Annotated in this window: 20 protein-coding genes and 1 tRNA gene; 11 read left to right on the top strand and 10 right to left on the bottom strand. The window is 58.6% G+C overall.

Going from position 1 to position 19,855, the window contains the following annotated elements:
• Positions 1 to 332: 332 nt before the first annotated feature.
• The 3 genes from ACVWZF_RS03335 (at position 333) to ACVWZF_RS03345 (ending at position 2,012) form a co-directional block, all read left to right on the top strand.
• A complete protein-coding gene (locus ACVWZF_RS03335) occupies positions 333 to 1,370 on the top strand; it encodes a CobW family GTP-binding protein (protein WP_457410834.1) in 1,038 nt (345 codons plus the stop codon).
• 91 nt (positions 1,371 to 1,461) lie between these two features.
• Positions 1,462 to 1,788, top strand: coding sequence for a hypothetical protein (locus ACVWZF_RS03340; protein WP_238376924.1), 327 nt, complete (start codon positions 1,462 to 1,464; stop codon positions 1,786 to 1,788).
• Between the two features lie 2 nt (positions 1,789 to 1,790).
• Entirely contained in the window at positions 1,791 to 2,012 is a 222-nt protein-coding gene (locus tag ACVWZF_RS03345) for a hypothetical protein (protein WP_011432797.1), read from the top strand.
• A gap of 45 nt (positions 2,013 to 2,057) precedes the next feature.
• On the opposite strand, the gene guaA is transcribed toward ACVWZF_RS03345, so the two are convergent.
• Together guaA and ACVWZF_RS03355 are read right to left on the bottom strand one after the other, a co-directional pair.
• On the bottom strand, positions 2,058 to 3,608 hold the full coding sequence (guaA, locus tag ACVWZF_RS03350) for a glutamine-hydrolyzing GMP synthase (RefSeq protein ID WP_457387995.1): 1,551 nt from the start codon (positions 3,606 to 3,608) through the stop codon (positions 2,058 to 2,060).
• Between the two features lie 283 nt (positions 3,609 to 3,891).
• Positions 3,892 to 5,085: an RNA-guided endonuclease InsQ/TnpB family protein gene (locus ACVWZF_RS03355; RefSeq protein ID WP_457410844.1), complete on the bottom strand. Its 1,194-nt coding sequence runs from the start codon at positions 5,083 to 5,085 to the stop codon at positions 3,892 to 3,894.
• Positions 5,086 to 5,313: 228 nt separating this feature from the next.
• Here ACVWZF_RS03355 and ACVWZF_RS03360 point away from each other — a divergent pair, with 228 nt between their 5' ends.
• From ACVWZF_RS03360 to ACVWZF_RS03370, 3 genes are all read left to right on the top strand, one after another.
• Positions 5,314 to 6,303, top strand: a complete 990-nt coding sequence (locus tag ACVWZF_RS03360) for a hypothetical protein (protein WP_457410836.1) — start codon at positions 5,314 to 5,316, stop codon at positions 6,301 to 6,303.
• A complete protein-coding gene (gene rsmG / locus ACVWZF_RS03365) occupies positions 6,300 to 7,082 on the top strand; it encodes a 16S rRNA (guanine(527)-N(7))-methyltransferase RsmG (RefSeq protein ID WP_457410838.1) in 783 nt (260 codons plus the stop codon). The genes ACVWZF_RS03360 and rsmG overlap by 4 nt, the downstream gene beginning before the upstream one ends.
• Positions 7,083 to 7,278: 196 nt before the next feature.
• On the top strand, positions 7,279 to 7,566 hold the full coding sequence (locus ACVWZF_RS03370) for an RNA recognition motif domain-containing protein (RefSeq protein WP_414329140.1): 288 nt from the start codon (positions 7,279 to 7,281) through the stop codon (positions 7,564 to 7,566).
• A gap of 75 nt (positions 7,567 to 7,641) precedes the next feature.
• Here ACVWZF_RS03370 and ACVWZF_RS03375 read toward each other — a convergent pair whose 3' ends face one another.
• Both ACVWZF_RS03375 and ACVWZF_RS03380 read right to left on the bottom strand, forming a co-directional pair.
• On the bottom strand, positions 7,642 to 8,475 hold the full coding sequence (locus tag ACVWZF_RS03375) for a metal ABC transporter permease (protein WP_011432792.1): 834 nt from the start codon (positions 8,473 to 8,475) through the stop codon (positions 7,642 to 7,644).
• A gap of 24 nt (positions 8,476 to 8,499) precedes the next feature.
• A complete protein-coding gene (locus ACVWZF_RS03380) occupies positions 8,500 to 9,261 on the bottom strand; it encodes a metal ABC transporter ATP-binding protein (RefSeq protein ID WP_457410839.1) in 762 nt (253 codons plus the stop codon).
• Positions 9,262 to 9,320: 59 nt separating this feature from the next.
• On the opposite strand from ACVWZF_RS03380, the gene ACVWZF_RS03385 reads away from it, so the two are divergent.
• The 4 genes from ACVWZF_RS03385 to ACVWZF_RS03400 all read left to right on the top strand — a co-directional run bounded on the left by ACVWZF_RS03385 (position 9,321) and on the right by ACVWZF_RS03400 (position 14,338).
• Positions 9,321 to 10,283, top strand: coding sequence for a metal ABC transporter solute-binding protein, Zn/Mn family (locus ACVWZF_RS03385; RefSeq protein WP_457410840.1), 963 nt, complete (start codon positions 9,321 to 9,323; stop codon positions 10,281 to 10,283).
• A 72-nt stretch (positions 10,284 to 10,355) separates the two neighbouring features.
• Positions 10,356 to 12,161: an aspartate--tRNA ligase gene (gene aspS / locus ACVWZF_RS03390; RefSeq protein ID WP_011432789.1), complete on the top strand. Its 1,806-nt coding sequence runs from the start codon at positions 10,356 to 10,358 to the stop codon at positions 12,159 to 12,161.
• Positions 12,162 to 12,380: 219 nt separating this feature from the next.
• Entirely contained in the window at positions 12,381 to 13,157 is a 777-nt protein-coding gene (gene fabI, locus ACVWZF_RS03395; protein ID WP_011432788.1) for an enoyl-ACP reductase FabI, read from the top strand.
• 32 nt (positions 13,158 to 13,189) lie between these two features.
• Entirely contained in the window at positions 13,190 to 14,338 is a 1,149-nt protein-coding gene (locus ACVWZF_RS03400; protein ID WP_414421828.1) for an AI-2E family transporter, read from the top strand.
• Between the two features lie 153 nt (positions 14,339 to 14,491).
• Here ACVWZF_RS03400 and ACVWZF_RS03405 read toward each other — a convergent pair whose 3' ends face one another.
• The 3 genes from ACVWZF_RS03405 to ACVWZF_RS03415 form a co-directional block, all read right to left on the bottom strand.
• The gene (locus tag ACVWZF_RS03405; RefSeq protein WP_011432786.1) at positions 14,492 to 15,388 is read right to left on the bottom strand and encodes a sulfatase-like hydrolase/transferase; all 897 of its coding nucleotides are present in this window, start codon (positions 15,386 to 15,388) and stop codon (positions 14,492 to 14,494) included.
• Positions 15,376 to 15,816, bottom strand: coding sequence for a hypothetical protein (locus ACVWZF_RS03410; protein WP_238376922.1), 441 nt, complete (start codon positions 15,814 to 15,816; stop codon positions 15,376 to 15,378). Before ACVWZF_RS03410 ends, ACVWZF_RS03405 begins: the two co-directional genes overlap by 13 nt.
• 298 nt (positions 15,817 to 16,114) lie before the next feature.
• A tRNA-Val gene (locus ACVWZF_RS03415) sits at positions 16,115 to 16,186 on the bottom strand.
• Positions 16,187 to 16,342: 156 nt separating this feature from the next.
• Between ACVWZF_RS03415 and ACVWZF_RS03420 the strand changes: the two genes are divergently transcribed.
• On the top strand, positions 16,343 to 17,095 hold the full coding sequence (locus ACVWZF_RS03420) for a segregation/condensation protein A (RefSeq protein ID WP_011432783.1): 753 nt from the start codon (positions 16,343 to 16,345) through the stop codon (positions 17,093 to 17,095).
• Between the two features lie 151 nt (positions 17,096 to 17,246).
• Here the strand turns inward: ACVWZF_RS03420 and ACVWZF_RS03425 are convergent, their stop codons facing one another.
• The 3 genes from ACVWZF_RS03425 to ACVWZF_RS03435 form a co-directional block, all read right to left on the bottom strand.
• Positions 17,247 to 17,702 (bottom strand): DUF6679 family protein, encoded by a 456-nt coding sequence (locus ACVWZF_RS03425; RefSeq protein ID WP_011432782.1) that lies wholly within the window; start codon positions 17,700 to 17,702, stop codon positions 17,247 to 17,249.
• A 117-nt stretch (positions 17,703 to 17,819) separates the two neighbouring features.
• Positions 17,820 to 19,247, bottom strand: coding sequence for a folate/biopterin family MFS transporter (locus tag ACVWZF_RS03430; RefSeq protein WP_011432781.1), 1,428 nt, complete (start codon positions 19,245 to 19,247; stop codon positions 17,820 to 17,822).
• A 235-nt stretch (positions 19,248 to 19,482) separates the two neighbouring features.
• A partial coding sequence (locus ACVWZF_RS03435) for a zinc ribbon domain-containing protein (RefSeq protein ID WP_457410841.1) occupies positions 19,483 to 19,855 on the bottom strand: 373 nt, incomplete at its 5' end.

The following is a 19,855-nucleotide window of genomic DNA, read 5'->3' on the forward strand; positions in this document are numbered from 1 at the left end:
GAGGAAAGCTTTCTGGTTCCGTGCATTATTGCTCTGCAACGCTGACGCGACGACGCGGCCAGCGTTTTAGGTGTAGGGTGCAGTGTCCTAGTTTGCATTGAAATGACCATACTTTCAGGGCCGGGGGATTAGAGGAAGCGATCTGACCCTGGAGGATTAAGCCGGAAAGAGAGAGACCATCCAGTTCAGACAGCCAAGGCTGCCGCCAATGCCGAGGCGCAAAGGCTCTACTGATCGCATCTGAAGGGTTTAATCGGCTTCAGACAGCTAGGGCAATGAGGACAAGAGGATAAAGTGGAAGAGTTCCCTCTATATCGGATCGCTGCCATTCCATGACTGCAACCATCGAAGTGCCCCAGCGCGGCTTACCTGTCACCATCATCACAGGCTTTTTGGGCAGTGGGAAAACCACCCTTCTCAACCACATCCTCAACAACCGGAAAGGGATGCGCACAGCGGTGCTGGTCAACGAGTTCGGCGAGATCAGCATCGATGCGGAGCTGATCGTCTCCAGCGAAGAAGACTTGGTGGAGCTGAACAACGGCTGCATTTGCTGCACCATCCGGGACGACATCGCCGAAAGCGTGTTGCGGTTGATGGAACGTTCCGACAAGATCGACTACCTGGTGGTGGAGACCACGGGATTGGCCGATCCCTTGCCGGTGGCCCTCACCTTTTTGGGGCCAGAATTGCGAGATCTGACGCGGCTGGACTCAATCATCACCCTGGTAGATGCCACCAACTTTGCCCCCGATCTGTTCAACAGCAACGTGGCCTACAGCCAAATTGCCTATGGGGATGTGATTCTCCTCAACAAAATCGATTTGGTCGAGGAAGCCGAGATCGAGCGTCTGGAAAAACGCATCCGCGAGATCAAAGAAGATGCCCGCATTTTGCGCACCGTCAACAGCGCAGTTCCCCTGGAGCTAATCTTGGATACCGATTTGTTTCAGGCCAGTTCCTTGCCCCAAGAAGAAGCCCATGATCACGACAGTCACGACCACCATGACCATGAGCACGATCATGACCACCACCACTCCCATCACAGCCACATCGAGGCTGACGGCTTTAACTCCCTAGCCTTTGAGAGCGATCAGCCCTTCTCTTTGGATGCTTTCCAAAATTTTCTCAACGAGTTGCCCGATGCAGTCTTTCGTGCCAAAGGGGTGTTGTGGTTCGAGGAAAGCCCAGAGCGACATATCTTTCACCTCAGCGGTCGGCGCTATACCCTCAGCAGCGATGAGTGGCCTCGCCAGCCCAAAAACCAGTTGGTGCTCATCGGTCAGCGCCTCGATACAGCCCAGCTGCGGAAAAAACTCCAAGCCTGTCTTGCCCGCCCGGCCACGCGGGGTCAAGGGTTTGGTCGCTGAATCAGGACTTGGCGGCAGTCCAGGCTAAAGAAAGTCGGGCTACATTCCAGCACCCTCGATCATAAACCCCTGAGGTGATGGCGCACCCTCCATGTCCGACATCTTTGTGATGATCCGCAATCAGGCCAACAACGCGCTCACCTCTATCGATGGGATCCCTTTTCTCAGTTTCCTGGAGCGAGAGGGGCAGTTGATTGCAGAAGAAACCATTGAGTTGATCTATGCAGACGCTGGATTTGATGACCTGCCGATTGGAGAATACACTGTGGGGGTACGGCATGAACGGGTGGAGCCCCCGAAAGCCACCTGCCCGGTCAGTATTGCCTCTGAGGACGAGGTTGTTTTGGTAACATTTGTTTACCTTGAGCCCGAGCGGGTTCTGCTGACTATTCACGTCTCTGTGGAGAAGAGGTTGTAGCCATGACTGTCAAGGTCATCCCATCGCGCTCGATCAAAGCCTTTCGCTATCGGGTGTTCTGTTTGGGACAGGATCTCTGGAATGCCCGGGATCCGATTAGCCGTGCCAACCTTGCTCTGCAACTGGCGGATGCCGCTACGACTTTGGCCCGAATGGAAGTCCAAGCCGCTCAGCCCTTCAGCTCAAGCCCTTCCTATTCCCTGCCGGAAGCTGGCCATAGGTAGCCATCGATCCAGCCGGGAATCGAGGCCAGACGCAAGGGATCCCGCCTACTCCCACTCGATGGTGCCAGGGGGCTTGGAGGTGATGTCGTAAACCACGCGGTTGATGCCGGGCACCTCGTTGACGATGCGGTTGGAAATGGTGGCCAAGAGGTCGTAGGGAACTCGCGCCCAATCGGCGGTCATACCGTCTTCGCTGGTAACCAGCCGCACCACCACCGGGCAGGCATAGGTGCGCTTATCCCCCATCACCCCCACCGACCGCACCTCTGGCAGCAGCACGGCAAAGGCTTGCCAAAGTTTGGGATAGTAGCCGGAGCGGTTGATCTCCTGCCGCACGATCATGTCCGCTTCTCGCAGGGTTTCCAGCCGTTCTTTGGTAACCTCGCCTACAATGCGGATGGCCAGCCCCGGCCCCGGAAAAGGATGGCGGCCCACAATCTCTTCCGGCAGACCCAAAGAGCGGGCCAGTTGCCGCACCTCGTCTTTGAAGAGCTTGCGCAAAGGCTCTACCAGCTTAAAGCGCAGATTTTCGGGCAGGCCGCCGACATTGTGATGGCTTTTGATCTTGACGGCAATGCGTTCTCCAGTAACCGGATCCACATGGGTATTGGCAGACTCGATCACGTCTGGGTAGAGAGTGCCTTGGGCTAAGTACTCAAAAGGACCCAGCCGCTGGGATTCTTCCTCAAACACGCGAATAAACTCTGCCCCAATTCGTTTGCGTTTTTCTTCGGGATCGGTAACCCCCTGCAACTGCCGGAGAAACCGCTCCTGGCCATCCACGTAGTGGACGGGAATGTGAAATTGCTCTTGGAAAAGGCGCAGCAGCCGCTGGGGCTCTTCCTTGCGCATAAACCCTTGGTCGATGAACACGCAGGTGAGCTGGTCGCCGATGGCCTTGTGCAGCAGAAAAGCCAAAGTAGAGCTGTCTACCCCCCCCGAGAGGGCCAACAGCACCTTCTTATTGCCCACACGGGCACGTACCTCTCGAATGGCTTCCTCCAGAAAAGCTGCCGTTGTCCAGGTGGGCTCGCAACCGCAGATGTGATAGACAAAGTTGCGGATGAGAAAGGCGCCAGCCTCTGAGTGGGCCACCTCCGGATGAAATTGCACCCCGTAGAGACGACGCCTTGGATCGGCAATGGCGGCACAGGGGGTGTTGTCGGTAGAGGCCAAGGTGTGAAAGCCCGGCGGCAGTTCGGTAACCGAATCCCCGTGGCTCATCCACATGATGCTGTTTTCCGGCAGGTTGGTGAGCAGGTCGGTGGGATCCAAAATGTGCAGAGCGGCACGGCCATATTCCCCCTTCTGGGCTGCTTCCACCTTGCCCCCCAACTGCTGCACCATGAGTTGCATGCCGTAGCACACCCCCAGAACCGGGATCCCTAGGTTCCAAATCTCGGGGTCACACACCGGAGCGCCTGGCTCATACACCGAGTTGGGGCCCCCGGAGAGGATAATGCCCTGCGGTTGCAGTTGCCGCAGTTGCTCAGCAGTGGTGCGATAGGAAAGGATTTCCGAATAGACGTGGGTTTCGCGAATGCGGCGGGCAATGAGCTCAGAGTACTGGGATCCAAAATCGAGAATGACGATCATCTGGCGCTGCACTTCGAGGGGGGAAAGGCCGGAACTGGGAGGAGATGCAGAAGGGATCACAAAACCTGGCACAGTGCACAATAAAAAAGCCGGTCCAAGAGACTAGCTTGGCTATGGATACGATGGATACGAAAGAAACATTAAGGGCTCCTCCATGGTAACAGGGGTGGAGAGCTTGCACGCGGCTGCCTGCTCTAAAAAGCCTCTGTCAGGCTTGCCGAGAAAACAGCGCTTCTCGGAGGAGTCTCGCCGAAAAACCGCGTAAACTACCCGACTCCGACCGCTAAGCGGTACGGAGCGGGCTTTCAGTAGCCCTGGGCCTGCTCTGCTCTACCAGAGAACAAAACAAGCCCGAACCTCTAGGCTGGTTTACAGCAGCCCCCAAGAGCGCAATCACATTCGCACCATTCAAATCCGCATCCCCTTCCCATCCACAGTGCCCACACTTGAACGACTTACCACTGCGGTAGGATTGCGCAGGATCGGGATGGATGTGTAAACACTTGTGACAGGTCTGCGACGTGTAGGCAGGCGGCACAAGAACCAGAGAAACCCCTGCAACCCTCGCCTTGTATTCCAGAAACTGGCGTAGTTGGTAGAACGCCCAACTGTTGGTTCTGCGCCGTTCGGCCTTGTTGCGCGGCTGTTGATTGACCCTTTCCCGGATCCCTGTCAGGTCTTCCAGAGCGATAGCGCTGTTTGTGGTCTTTGCCCTAGAGACAATAGCTTTGGAGATGCGATGATTGACCCACGCCTGAAAACGTCTCTCCTTGCCAGACAGCCGTTGCAACAGTTCTCTGCATCTGCGCCGCGAACTGCGTGTGCCCTTACTGGCTTTGCGTTGGAGTACCGCCCTCAACCGGGAGTAGCGGTCGCGGACTCTGTTCAACTGCTGTCCATTCCAATTGTCCCCGTCTGACGTATGGGCAATATCCGTCCTCCCAAAGTCCACCCCGATCACCTTGTCGGTATCTTGTTGCTTGGGTGGCTTTTTCTCTACGCAAATCTGGATGTAGTAGGAGCCATCTTTGCGCTTGATCAGCGTGGCAGCTTTTGGGTTGGAACCAGCCAGCATCCCACGCTGGTAGTTGCCAATGGTCAGTTCAAAGCGTTCTCTCCCTTCCACCGTGGTCAGCGACACCGTCCAGTCTTTTTGACGGAACGAGAAGATACGTGCGTCGTAGGTAACGAACCTACGCTTGAACTCTTTAACCGGACGGTTGCGCTGTCTCGCCACTTTGCGGGCGCCGGCCACCCGTCTGCAGACCTGTTGGGCCAAGTTACTGGACAAGCCGAATCGGGCGCGAATCTCGTAGTAGCAAAGGGATTGCAGTTTGACCGCGTTGACGATCTTCTCCGGCGTGTTCTGGTTGACCCAATTCAAGGCTTGGCCAAAAGCCTCCATCGTCGCGTCCAATTTAGCGGCTTGCGACTGGGACACCTTGAGCTTGCAGGATATGGTCAGGACTTGGCTCATGAGTTCATTGTACTTCATCAAAGCGCATTCCTCCCGGCAGTGACCCTACGGGTACAGTGCGGGGCTCCTGCGATTTCTAGCTGAAAAAGCTGGCCACCGGCTGGGCATGACTCCCGCCAACAACGCAATACAGAAGCCAGATGACCTAGCAAAGTTAAGACTTATGATCGTGAAGGAGCGCTCCAGGCCGGTGGGGGTATTGGTAGGGATCCGCAGTGCCATTTTTTTATGTCGATTGTTGCCGAGTCCTTTCAAACCTATCTGCGCCGCCGCCGTCGTCTTCTAGCCCGCCGTCTCAAGCGACAGCAGGGCTGGGTCGTGGTTCTGGCTCTGCTGGCTTTGTACTTGCTCAGTTGGGATGCGCTGGGCGAAGATGGGTCACTATCGCACCTGTGGAGGGGACAACCCCTGTGGCTGGTGGTGATCCCGCTGTTGGGGGGAGGGCTGTACAGCTTGGGCGCCGGGGTGATCTGGATGCTGCGCCAGCGCTGGTCTGCCCAGCTGTTGGCCGAGATGATCAGCTTGCCCCATTTGACTTTGGCTGCCCTGATCTGGCTGGGGTTAGCCGTTTGGGGAGAGCACCTTTCGCCTTTCCTGTTGCGACAAAAAAACCAATTGTTGGCGGGCCTGTTGATCAGTTGGCTGCTGGCTCAGGGGTGGAGTTTTCTGCAAACGGGGTGGGTGGTGGAGGCTGGGCAACTGTGGGCCGACTACCTGCAGGAGCTGCGCGGTTCTGTATTACAGCCTTGCTACCAGCGCCTGGAAGCCTGTCGTCGCTCGCTTCATCTTTACCACGCCATTTGGCAAGACCTGCAACTGGAAGAACTGGAGGCCCAGCACCTGATTCAACTGTTGTCTGAGTCGTTGCTGCCGCTGACCCTGCCGCTCAAGGTCTATGCTCAGCGGGTTCACCATTGCTGTCAGCAGTTGGCAGCCCTGCTGGCGCAAATGCAGGAGCGGGTAGAGCGGTTGGAGCAGGTGCTTTTGAATGTAGAGCTGGAGTTGGCCTCTCATCAGTTGCTTCAGGCTCAGCCGCAGCCGATTAACTTGCTGGCGGAAGATTGGGCCAGCTGTCAGGAGCTGGATTTGCAGGAGTTGGTTTGCTTAAACCAAGAGCTGCTGGGCACCGACCGTTCTTTGCAGGGCTTGACCCAAGAGCTGAAAGGCTGGGCCGACAGAGCCATCCCCGCTGGATTGAAACTGGGATCCCTGGGATGAAGAAGGCTGACGCTTCTTCCTCTGAGCCTCCAGAGCTCAAGGCCCTGTGGGAAAGCTGGCTGGCGGATCTGGGTTGGCAGCCTTCTGAACAGCAGCAGCAACAACTGCAACAGCTCTATCCGCTGGTGATGGCCGGAAACCGAGCCCAGAACCTGACCCGCATCACCGATCCCATCGACTTTTGGGAGAAACACCTGTGGGATTCGCTGCGGGGCCTACGCCTGCTGGGATCCTGGGAGGCAATCCAAGCTCAGCCCTGGCGGGGGATCGACATCGGCACCGGGGCAGGGTTTCCAGGGATCCCGGCCCAAATTGCCCTGCCCCAAACCCGCTTTACCCTGCTGGACAGCACCCAACGCAAGATTGCCTTTGTACAGGACACCTTGCAAAGGCTCTCCCTCACCCAAGCGCGGGCAGTGGCTCAGCGGGCCGAAATTTGGGGGCAAGACCCACAGGAACGGGGCAGCTATGATATTGCTCTGGCCAGGGCCCTGGCCTCGGCGGAGACCTGCGCCGAGTATTGCCTGCCTCTGCTCAAGGTGGGGGGACGCGCCATCCTCTATCGCGGCCATTGGACGGAGGCAGAAGCCCAAACGCTGGAGCGGGCCCTCAAGATCCTGGGCGGAAAACTGATCCATGTAGAAGCCTTCACCACACCCCGCAGCCGTGGGGTGCGCCACTGCCTACTGCTGGAGAAAGTAGCCCCCACGCCGCCTCCTTATCCCCGCTCTCCCGGCACTCCCAAACGCCAACCGTTGGGCCAAAGCAATCGCCCATGAAGGTTAGGATCCTGAGTTTCCATCTTGCTACAAAAGCTTCTCCCAATTCTCGGACAAAAAGCTGCAAGGATAGCTTTGCAAATGCCATTGGGAAGACTAAGATGTGGTTGGCATGAGGTTCGGATTGAGCGAATGGTTTAACCAGGTGAGCCTCCGAACTGAACGCTAAAGGGTAAGGTTCGGAGTTTGCTACACCATGACCATTTTTGTGGGTAATTTGTCCTTCAAGGCCAGCGAAGAAGACCTGCGGCTTGTGTTCGCCGAATACGGCACCGTTAAGCAAATTAAGCTGCCGGTGGATCGGGAGACTGGCCGTAAGCGAGGTTTTGCCTTTGTGGAACTGGAAAACGAAGCCGATGAGCAAAAGGCCATCGACGAGCTGGACGGTGCTACTTGGATGGGCCGGGATCTGAGGGTCAACAAGGCGTTGCCTCGGCAGGCCGGTGCAGGCGGCAGTCGGGATGGCCGCTCTTCCCGCTTCTGAGTTGACTACCTACCGCTTTCTACCCTCTCTCAGATGAGGTTCGAACCAGGGATCCCGACCTGCGATCCCTGGTTTCTAGCGCGTTCCTGAGAACACTCTGCCCAGAAAGGCTAGGCTAAACCAGGCGGAGGCCACCAGGACGATGGCCGGGCCGGAGGCCACATTGAGGTAGTAGCTGGCGTACATCCCCAGCAGGCTGGCGCTCACCCCAAATAGGGATCCCAACAGCATCACCTGGTGCAATCGAGGCACCACCAGATAGGCGGTTGCCGCTGGCGTGATCAGCATGGCCAACACTAAGAGCACGCCCACTGCCTTCATGCTGGCCACCAACGTCAGGGAAGTGAGCACCATCAGCCCCCACCCCAGCCGCTCGGTGGGCAGGCCGGCTGCTTTGGCCCCCAAGGGATCGAAGCTGTAAAAGGTCAATTCCTTGAAGAAGAGGGCCACTAACCCCAACACCAAAAGGGTGATGCCCACCACTGTCAGCACATCGACAGCATTCACCCCCAGGAGGTTGCCGAAGAGGAAGTGGTTGAGATCGATGCGAGCCCGCCGTTGGATCAAAGTGATCAACAGGATCCCCAAGGCAAAAAAGGCCGAAAAGACGATCCCCATGGCTGCATCCGGCTTGAGGGGGCTGGCGGAGCGGATCCATTGAATTAAGAGGGCGCTGAGGAGACCGGCCACAAAGGCTCCCACAAACAGGTTGAGGCCCAGCATGTAGGCAATGGCCAGGCCCGGCAGCAGCGAATGGCTGATGGCATCCCCCAGGAGGGCCAAGCTTTGCACCAGCAGATAGCTGCCCACCACGGCACAGAGAATGCCGACGGCCACCGCCACCAGCAGAGCCCGTTGCATGAAGGCAAAACTCAAGGGATCCGCCAGGCTGTGCCAGAGCCATTCCATAACGTTGTTGACCTCAAACTCTCCCTAGGCAGCTGAGTCCAGCAGCAGGGCTCGGCCATAGGCCCGCTGCAACACCGCTGGCTGCAACACCTCCCGCGGGGATCCCTGGGCAATTAAGACACGGTTGAGGAGGAGCACTTCGTCGAAGTAGGCCCGGGCCTGCCCCAAATCGTGGTGCACCACCATCACGATGTGGCCGGCATCTGCCAGCTCCCGCAACACCTGGAACAAAATAGCTTCGCTGGGCTGGTCGATCCCGGCAAAGGGTTCGTCAAGGGCGTAGATCTCCGCTTCTTGCGCCAAGGCCCGCGCCAGGAACACCCGCTGCTGTTGTCCCCCCGACAGCTTTCCAATGGGGCGATCCCGGTAGGCCCCCATCCCCACCCGCTCCAGGGCTTGAGCAGCCCGCTGCTGCCCCTTTTTCCCGATGCGGCGAAACCAGCCAGCAGCTCTCACCTGCCCCATCAACACCACATCCCACACCGTGGCGGGAAACGACCAGTCGATGGCCGAGCGCTGGGGTACATAGGCCACTTGCTCTCCCCACAGCGCTTGCCCACCGTAGCGCACTTCCCCCCGTTCCAGCGGCACCAACCCCAACAGCCCCTTGAGAAAGGTGCTTTTGCCGGCCCCGTTGGGCCCGAGGATGCCCGTGATGCGCCCCGGCGCGATTTCAGCCTGGATCCCTTGCAGCACCCGCAGGCTGCCGTAACGCACCGTCAGATCCCGCACCACCAGGGATCCCCTGGCCGGACCAAGAGGGAGAGGAGGAAGTTGCTTTTTCATTTTGTTTTCATTTTCGGTAAGTCCAGTGTACCCTAAAGGGACATCTAAACCATGAAACGATGATCAAAAGTCTTGTCTTCCTTTGGGGGCGGCGCCGTTGGGTAGCAGCCTTCGGCTTGGCAATAGGACTCTGTCTCGCTGACGGGAACGGCAGTTTTCTGGCCCTAGCCGGTTCGGGTTGGGCGCGTCCCCGCGTTGTGGCCACCACCACACTGATCGCCGATTGGGTGGAGCAGGTGGGCCAAGATCGCATCCAGCTCACCAGCCTGCTGCAGCCGGGGATGGATCCCCACATCTACGAGCCGGCACCGGCGGATGGGATGGCCCTAGAGCGGGCAGACTTGGTGTTTTACAACGGCTACAACCTGGAGCCGGGGTTGATGCGCCTCATCGAGGCCACAGCCCAACAGGCGCGGCGGGTTGCCTTGGCCGAGATCCTTGAACCTATTGTTGCCAACGAGGACGGGATCCCCACTCCCGACCCCCACGTGTGGGGCAATGTGGAAAACGTCATCCGCATGGTGGAGCGCATCGCCCAAGAGCTGGCGGAACAGGTGCCTGGCGAGGCGACCTTCTTCCAAACCAATGCTGCTGCTTATCGAGCAGAGCTGGAGGAGCTTCATGCCTGGATTGGGGAGCAAATTCAGACCATCCCCCCTCCCAACCGGGTTTTGGTGACCACTCACGATGCCTTTGCCTACTACACCCAAGCCTACGGCCTGAAAATGGGGGGATCCCTGCTGGGGATCAGCACCGAAGAACAGCCCAGCGCCCAGACAGTGGCCCGCTTAGTGGAGGAGATCCGCGCTCTGCGGGTGCCGGCTATCTTTGCTGAGACCACCCTCAACCCCGCTCTCCTCCAAACGGTGGCCACCGAAGCCGGGGTCAAGGTAGCCGAACAGAAACTGTACTCGGACTCTTTGGGGGAGCCAGGCAGCGGCGCCGAAACTTACGTTGCCATGATGCGCCACAACACCTGCACGATTGTGGTAGCCCTGGGCGGATCCCCTGAATGCTCTTGAGAAGCTGAGTCGAGGCAGGAGGTCTGAGTTTTGTATGATAGGGGCTCAGACCCTTGTTCTCTCACCTCTTCCATGCCTGCTGCCATCCATCGCCCGGCCCGCACCCTCTACTGTGGCGAAGTCCGCCCGGCCCACATTGGCCAGACCGTCACCCTCTACGGCTGGATCGACCGCCGCCGCGACCACGGGGGGGTGATCTTTCTGGATTTGCGGGATCGCTCTGGCATTGTGCAACTGGTGGCGGATCCGCAGAAAACTCCGCAGTCATATCCACTGGCGGGGGAAGTGCGCAACGAATATGTGGTGCGGGTAACGGGAACTGTCCAGCAACGGCCCCCCGACTCCTTCAACCCTCGCCTGGCCACCGGCGAGGTCGAGATCTACGCCGAACAGTTGGAAGTGCTCAGTCCAGTCGGCAAGCAGCTCCCCTTCAGCGTCTCGGGAGAAGAAGCAGAGGAAGTGCGAGAAGAGATCCGCCTGCGCTATCGCTACCTGGATTTGCGGCGGGAGCGCATGTCCCGTAACCTGCAACTGCGCCACCGGGTCATCCAGGCCATCCGCCGTTTCCTAGAAGACGAGGAGGGCTTTGTCGAGGTGGAGACTCCCATTCTCACCCGCTCCACCCCAGAAGGGGCCAGAGACTACCTGGTGCCCAGCCGCGTCAACCCCGGCGAGTGGTTTGCCCTGCCGCAGTCGCCCCAGCTCTTTAAGCAGCTGCTGATGGTGGCTGGCGTGGATCGCTACTACCAGATCGCCCGCTGCTTTCGGGATGAGGATCTGCGGGCGGATCGGCAGCCGGAGTTCACCCAGTTGGACATGGAGATGAGCTTCATGGATCAAGAAGGGATCCTGGAGCTCAACGAGCGACTGATCTGCCATATCTTCAAAACTGTCAAAGGGATCCACCTGCCCCGTCCCTTCCCGCGCCTGACCTATGCCGAGGCCATGGCCCGCTACGGCTCCGACAAGCCTGACACCCGCTTTGGGATGGAGTTGGTGGATGTTTCGGAGGTGTTTCAGGGATCCCGATTCAAAGTCTTCGCCAAAGTGCTGGCTGAGGGCGGTTTGATCAAAATCCTGCCAGTGCCCGGCGGCGATGAAAAGATCTCCAACACCCGCATCAAACCAGGCGGGGATCTGTTCAAGCTGGTCACCCAGTATGGGGCGGGCGGCTTGGCCTTTATCCGGGTGCGGCCCGACAGCCTCGATACCATCGGCGCCCTGAAAGAGAGCTTGAGCCCCGAGCAGGAGAAGCGGTTGCTGGATCTCACCCAGGCCAAGCCAGGGGATCTGTTGCTGTTTGGGGCAGGGCCGGCGGCAGTGGTGAACGAGTCTTTGGGCCGGCTGCGGCTGCACCTGGGCCAGGAGCTGGGTTTGATCCCAGAGAACGCCTTGAATCTCCTCTGGATCACCGACTTTCCCATGTTTGAGTTCAACGCCGAAGAAAATCGCCTGGAAGCCCTGCACCACCCCTTTACCGCCCCCCACCCCGACGACTTGGCCGACCTGAAAACGGCGCGGGCCCAGGCTTATGACCTGGTGTGGAACGGCGTGGAAGTAGGAGGGGGATCCCTGCGGATTTACCAGCGGGAAATTCAGGAGCAGGTTTTTCAAGCGATTGGCCTCACCCCCGAACAGGCGCGGGACAAGTTTGGCTTTTTGTTGGAAGCCTTTGAGTATGGCACCCCGCCCCACGGCGGCATTGCCTACGGCCTGGATCGGCTGGTGATGTTGCTGGCCGGGGAAGATTCCATCCGGGATGTCATCGCCTTTCCCAAAACCCAGCAGGCGCGATGTTTGCTCACCGGCGCTCCTTCCAGCGTTGAGGCGAAGCAGCTCAAGGAACTGCACGTTGCTTCCACCTATCAGCCCGGTTGAGGGAGGTATCTTCCAACGACCACGGGTGCTCGATGATTTCGGCACGGGTAACAGGGCTGCGGAGATCCAGCAGACAATATTCCTTTTCAACCAAAAGGACTTTCATTGTGGAAGCCGGGCCTTTTTAACGGGAGTTCAGGAGTGCCTGGGATCCCTTCTCCCAGCCCCAGCTCCCACCTGTGGGAGGATAGAAAGGAATACACCCCTACTTTTTTTGCCATGCTACAGCTGACGGGAAAGAAAGCCTTGGTAACCGGCATTGCCAACGAGCGCTCCATTGCCTGGGGCATTGCTCAGCAACTGCACAAAGCGGGGGCCAGCCTAGGGGTTACCTATCTGCCGGACGAGCGGGATCGCTTCAAAACCAAAGTTCAGCAACTCACGGATCCCTTGCAGCCAGATTTTCTCCTCCCCTGCGACGTGCAAAGCGATCAGCAAATCAGCGATCTGTTTCAGGGGGTAACCGAAAAATGGGGTCAGGTCGATATTCTGGTTCACTGCCTGGCCTATGTCAAAAAAGAGGAGCTGAGCGGCAACTTCAGCGATATCTCGCGGGAGGGGTTTGCCCTGGCCATGGATGTGAGCACCTACTCCCTGATTGCCCTCTGCCGGGCTGCCAAGCCCCTACTGAGATCCGGCAGCAGTGTCCTCACCTTGACCTACTTGGGAGGAGTGCGAGTGGTGCCCAACTACAACATGGCTGCCGTCACCAAAGCGGGCCTGGAAACCTGTGTCCGCTACCTGGCTGCCGAGCTGGGCCCTGCCGGGATCCGGGTGAACGCCATTTCTGCCGGCCCAATCCGCACCTTGGCCTCATCGGCCATTTCCGATTTTCATGCCATGCTGCATGCTGTGGAGGAGAAAGCTCCCCTACGGCGCAATGTCACTCAAATAGAGGTGGGCAATGTGGCGGCTTTTCTGGCCAGCGACCTGGCCAGCGGCATTACCGGCCAGGTGATCTACGTGGATAGTGGGTATAGCATCCTGGGTTTTTAAGCGCTTTGGGATCCCTTGGGGATGGCTCCGGCATGAATCGCTTCTCACCCTTGCAGCGGTTGCTGCTCACCTGGATCTTGATCGTCATCAGCGGCTGGCTGGCCATACAGGTGGGTCGGCTGTTTGGGCATTTGCTCACCACCATCCTGACAGCGGCGGTGCTGGCCTTTTTGCTCAACTACCCGGTGCAGGTGCTGCGGCGCTATCGGGTCAGTCGAGGTTTGGCGGTCACCCTGGTCTTTGCTCTCTCGGTGGTGCTGCTGGTCTTGGTGGGGATCGCCGTGGTGCCGGTCTTGGCCAAGCAAGTGGTGCAGCTGGGGGCGCGGATCCCAGAGTGGGTGGACACCTTACAAAATTGGCTCGACCAGATTAGCCTTTGGGCCGCCGAGCGCAACATCAACCTTGGCCAGACGGAGCTGGTCAATACCCTTCTCAACCGCCTGCAGGCCAGCGCCGAGAAAATTGCCGGCCAATCCCTGGATCTCCTTCTGGGTACGTTCAACCAGGTGATCGACTTGGTGCTGGTGCTGGTGTTGGCCCTCTACATGCTGCTCTACGGGGGCCAGTTCTGGCAGGGGTTGCTCAGCCTCTTCCCCAAACCTTGGGGGCCGCGCATTGGCGAAGCCCTAGCCCTCAGCTTTCAGAACTTCCTCATCAGCCAGTTGGTGTTGGGGTTCATCATGGCCCTGATGCTGGTGCCGGTTTTTGGGTTTTTGCGGGTACCTTTCGGGCTCCTGTTTGGCCTGCTGATCGGCCTGCTGGAGGTCATCCCCCTGGTGGGGGGGGTGATTGGCATTGGGGCGGCGGCGGTGTTGCTGGCCTTTCAGGACATTTGGCTCAGCCTTAAAGTGGTGCTGGTTTCCCTGATCGTGCAGCAGGTGAAGGATCGGGTCATCGCCCCCCGCCTGATGGGAGAGCTGATCGGGCTAAATCCAGTGTGGATCTTGATTGCCCTGTTGGTGGGGGCGCAACTGGGGGGCATCCTGGGCGTGATCGTCGCCATTCCCCTCAGCAGTGTGGTGAAAAGCCTTTACGAGATCGCCCGCTCTGCCGACCTGGCCGCCGAAGATGGGTTGGGTTCCGGTGTAAAAGGATCCCCCCACGGACTCCGTCCAGGTAGCGCGAACGGTGAAGCCCGCCGGGATCCTACCCTGCCCAAGCCGGAGACCCAGCAGATCTAGCTGCTCCAAAAGGGAAGAGGCTCTGCCCATGCGATTCAGGCGATCGCGTTAACCGGCAGGCAAACAGAGGCTCAATCCTGGTAAGCCCAGTTGCTGGGCTATCGATGGCCACCCTTGTCCTCAGGGAGAGGGGCTGGGGGTGAGGGCCTCATCCTAGCGAATCTTGCCCTCGATAAAAGGCACCTCCAGCACTTTTTCGTGGTGGATAGGGCCATGGCCAAAGTAGCCCCCCTCCCCAAACAGTTCGCCGTGATCGGCTGTAACCGTGATGTAGGTGTTTTTGGGAACCAGGTCGAACAGCTGTTCAAAGATCCCATCCAGGTAGCGCACCGCCTGGATCTGTCGCTGCCGTAGCTCTTCCAACTGGGCCGAATCGAAAAAGGGGATCCCGTCCTCTTCTCCTTCATCCAGCCGCTTCAACACCCCATTCACCCCCGAGATGCGGGGCCACAAGCTGGGATCCTCATCGGGCAGCGCGTAGGGATAGTGAGTTTCGCCCACGTTTAACAGGTAAAAGCTGGGGCGATCCGGCTCGAAGCGCAACTGTTCCACCATGGCCGCCATATCGTTGTGCTGGGGCATGAGGCGGTAGGAATCGAAATCCCGATTCAGCAGCGTGCTGGGGTTGAGCACCGGCATGGAGACCATGGCGTGGGTGGTGTAGCCCAGTTGATGCTTCAGCAGCGTCGGCAAATAGAGATGAGGCAGCAGATGCTTGAACTCAATGGGTTGCCGGGTGCCGAGCCGCTCGTTGTAGCGCAGATAATCTTGCTTGTAGTGCTCGGACGCAAAAACGTGGATGGGGCTGGTGTGGGGCAGCAGGCCCATGAGCAGGTTGTAATGGGCAGGGGCCGTCCAGGAAGCGTAGCTCCAGCGCTTTTCCAGAGGGCCCAACTTCAGCAAGTGCTTGGGGTTGGCCGCCAGCAGGCTGTCGAAGCGGCAACTGTCTAGGACGATGAGCAGATAGTTGTTCTGTCCCCGCGGTTCAGGGCGGGGGTCGGGCTCAGACGCAGGAGCGGCAGACGATTTCCACCAGTTTAGGAATCCCATCCTTCCTCCTCCTCGTCGGCGTAGGGCCGCTGGACAATCCGCCAGTTGGGAGCTGCTGCCGCATCGTCGTCCTCAGGAGCGGGATCGCGAATGCGTTCCGGCGGGATATTGGAATAGGAATAGCGGCCTGCTTGGGGATCCGGCTCGTACTCCGGCAGATCTTGGGGCAAATAGTGGTCGGGGGGAATCAGCTGGGCTTCCAAAAAGCGAACTCGGTCGCTCAACTGAGTTAACTTACGGATGGCCTGTCGCTGGAACACCCGGTCGTGCAATCGCCAGGAGCCTACATACAAAAATCCCAGCCCCATCCCTGCCCCATAAGAGGCCAATAGCACCAACGATAGAGGAAGCGGGGATCCCGATTGCCCACCCACCACAACCCTTGCCGGGGATCCCCAGTTTTGGATGAGGAGAACGAGCAGGCTCAAGATCCACAAGCCCAGGAGTATGAAGCGAAGGTTTCTGATCGCGTTAGCGGGACGAAATTCTTGCATGGCCTCAACCCTACCCTTTATTAGGCTACCATTCTTCCCTTTCTCCACTGGCCTGGCAGCAAAGACGCTGGAAGCTCAAGCGGAGTTGTTCTCAACAGCCATTAGCCCTCTCCCTAAGGCGCGCTTCAGGGAGACCCCGGGGCGGAAAAAGTCGTTTCTAGCCGCCTGTATCTCTCCTCCAGGAGAAGGACTTGGACTGTTGAAGCTCGCTGCAGGAGCAGGTTTGCGGGTATGGGCGGTACAAGATTCGAACTTGTGACCCCTTCCGTGTGAAGGAAGTGCGCTACCACTGTGCTAACCGCCCGCAGATACCACTCTAGCAGCTATCGACTAGAGCAGGATCTCTATATTACCACGTCAGCGATTGAGCCAGAGGATTCGGATCGGCATGGGAGATGGCTAGAGATAGCCGGGATCCGGCCTGAGGGCTACAGTAAGGGTCAGGGAGCTGTGGGGTGCTATGGCCTACTCACCGACCGAAGAGGCAATTGCTCTGCTCATTGATTTGGCAGAACGAGGCGAGATCGATCCCTGGGATGTGCAGGTCATCGAGGTTATCGATCGCTTTCTGGCCCGTATGGCTCCCACCAGCAGCAGCCATGACCTGTCTGAGTCGGGACAAGCCCTGCTCCACGCTGCCATGTTGGTCTATCTTAAGGCGATGGCTTTGGCAGAACCAGAAGCAGAAGAAAGTGAGCCCAGCCCGGTGGAGGTAGAAGTGGATCCCTGGCCAAGCTGGTCTTTGGCGCACTTGGATCGCGTGTTGCAACCCAGGGCAGCACCCCGTCTTCAACGTACCCGGCCCATCACCCTCAAAGAACTCATCGCCCACCTGCAAGAGCTGGAAACCCTGCTGGAACACCAGCCCGAAGCTGCCCCAAAGCCGCTGGCCCAACGGATTTCTCGCCAGCAAGCGCTGTCGGCCATCACTCAGCTAGCCCACCCGGAAAACCTTTTGGAAACCACCGCCGAGCTAGAATCTCTGCTGGCTCAGCTTTGGCAGCAGGGTCTGACCCAGATCAGCTTTGCCGATCTCCAGCAACACTTTTGCCAAAAAAGCTATCAAAACGGCAGCAGCGGGACCATTCACCCCATTCAAGTCTTCTGGTCATTGCTGCTAATGGCTGCCCGCTCTCAGGTGGAGCTGTGCCAAGAGGAGTTCTACGGCCCACTGACCATCCGACCCTGCACAACTGAGGGCCTGGCAAAGTAGATCCCGCCCTTGGGATCCCCTTCATCTGCCAAGGTGAACTCTAGAGAACTTTTCTGGCCGTGGCCGGGCCATCCACCTCTAGGCTTCTGAGCTGGCGTCTGAACCTGAGGATGTCAAGCGCTCTTCTGCGCCGCTCTGGCAAACGGAGAACTCAATCCGTGCCTTCAGCATCGTGCCGGGCACGATCCGCCCGTTTGAGATCTTCCCCACTGGAGCGCACCGGCAGCTCGGCAGGAGCCTCCCGATCCAGGTAGTAATCCTCCACGAGGCGCTCGCTGCTGGGATGATCTTCTCCTTCGGTAGGCAACAGTGGCGGATGCAGCAATTCAGCCGGAGGGCAGTCTTCTGAGGTGAGCAAATCTGACGTGCTGAGCATCCCCTTGGGAATGGTGGAAAGGCGCTGAGCAACAGCTCCAATGCTTTCCAGGCGAATCATCTCCTCCCAGGAGCAGATCTCCTCCTCATCTTCTGTCTCGTAGCGAACTAGGATGGTGTCCCCTTCGATATCGAGGATCTTGGCCCGTTCCAGCCAGCGTCCCTGATCCCGCAGATAGATCCACACATCCTTGCCTTCGCGGCTGAGTTGATAGATCCTACGATGAAGCACGGTCCCCTCCTGAAGTGAAAGATCCGAGTGAGTTGTGGGGGCTACCCAGCTCATCCCTCCATCTTAGCGGCTGGACACCGAGGCTGTATGCCTTTCCCGAGGCCAGACAGAGTCTCTTTAGGTTGGGTCGGTTTCGGCCAGAGAGACCCCTTCCATCGCCAAGGCTGTCTCCGCTTCTTCTGCCTGCACATCCCGCAGAAAGGATTCCAGAGAGGCATGGGCTTCCGCCTCCAGTTCTGCTCCGCCAAGGGTTATGCTCTCTTCCGGCAGCCAGCCCAAAAACGGCAGGGGCAAGAGGGTGGAAAGGTTGGTCAGGATCAGCAGCAGCCCCAGCCGGCTGAAATCGGTCTCCGTTACCCCCAGCCCATGCATCAGCAGGGATCCCAGCTCTTGGGAGAGAAACCCCGCCAAATTAAAGGCCGACATCAGCAGAGCAAAGAGGGTGGCCTCGATCCCAGGGGGGCAGAGGCGGGCGGCCAAGACCAGCACTGGCATAAAGGCAATTTGTCCTGCCACCGTCAGCACCAGGCTGTCCCCCAAGCTAAACCAATGATCGTCGATGCCCCAATCCCGGTTGAGGTGATAGACCAAGATAAGGCTGGTCAGGCCCAACCCTGCCGAGATCACGGTCATCCAGCCGAACAGGGGCCGCAGTGGGATCCGCCGCAGGTACACTTGGAAGATCCCTACCCCCAGCAAACTGGCGATGCTGGTAACCAAGCGCACCTGACCCAAAAATTCCGGCCCAAAGCCGAGATCGTTGGTGACAAAGTAAAAAAGAGCCGCATCGGCGCTGGGAGTGGCCTGCCAAACGAACACAAACAGCACCGGCAGCAAAATGCTGGGTTGCCGCAGCGCCCGCCACACCTGCCCCACCTGTTGTTGCAAGGGATCCCAGCCCTGGGACAACGCCACCGGTTGATCGGCAATAACCCAAGCTGCCAAAGCGATGAACAACGGCAACAAGGCTGTCAGGCCAAACACCACCTGCGGCGGATAATGGGCTAAGAGCGCTCCTCCCAAATAGGCGGTGAGCAGGGATCCCAAGGCCGTTGCTCCCCAAGTTAAAGATTGCAGCGTGCCCGTCCCCGCCCAGTCACTGCCGTGTACCCGCTCCACCACCAGCGAATCTACGATTACATCCCCTACCGCCACCGCCAGGGATCCCAAAACCATCCACAGGGTGGCCAGACCAGCCGTCGGTGCCCACAGGGCCATCCCCAGCCAAGCCCCACACCCCAGAAGCCCTGACAACAAGAGGTAGGGACGACGCCGATAGCCCGCCACCGGTACGGTATCCGACAGCAGGCCGTAGAGGGGCTTGAGGATCCAGGGGCTCATGGCAACGCCCATCAACGCCGCCACCTGAGACGGGCTGAGGCCCAAGCTATCCTTCAGGTAAAAGCTGGTGGCCAGCCGTGCCAGCCCCACCGCCCCCTGCACAAAGTACACCAAGAGGATTCCGAACAATTCCGGCGTCCAGTGGATATCCCGCAGCGGGGTCAGGGTGGATTGGTGCAGCCGTTGCAGCAGAGGATGAATCATGAGCGGTCGCAGTGTAGCGAGATGTTAGTTGGTGCGGTGTTGCCTTGGCAACAGCAAAACCATAAGAATCTTAACAGTCTCTTCACCTTAACCTGTCCAACTGGCTTCCGGCTCCGACCTCCTTGGACGGGTTGCGCTTCCCAGCGCTCTTTCTGCTCAACCCAGCCGAGCTACAAAATCTACAAAATAATGAGGTCGAAATGAGGTCGAAAGGTAAACTACCCGGCTCCGACCGCTAAGCGGTACGGAGCGGGCTTTCAGTAGCCCTGGGCCTGCTCTGCTCTACCAGAGAACAAAACAGGCCCGAACCTCTAGGCTGGTTTACGACAGCCCCCAAAAGCGCAATCACATTCGCACCATTCAAATCCGCATCTCCTTCCCATCCACAGTGCCCACACTTGAACGACTTGCCACTGCGGTAGGACTTGCCCTGCTCAGGATGGATGTGCAAACATCGGTGGCAGGTCTGCGACGTGTAAGCAGGCGGCACAAGAATCAGAGAAACCCCTGCAGCCCTCGCCTTGTATTCCAGAAATTGACGTAGTTGGTAGAACGCCCAACTGTTGGCCCTGCGCCGCTCGGCTTTGCTGCGCGGCTGTTGATTGACT

It is taken from the genome of Thermostichus sp. OS-CIW-30 (assembly GCF_054060215.1).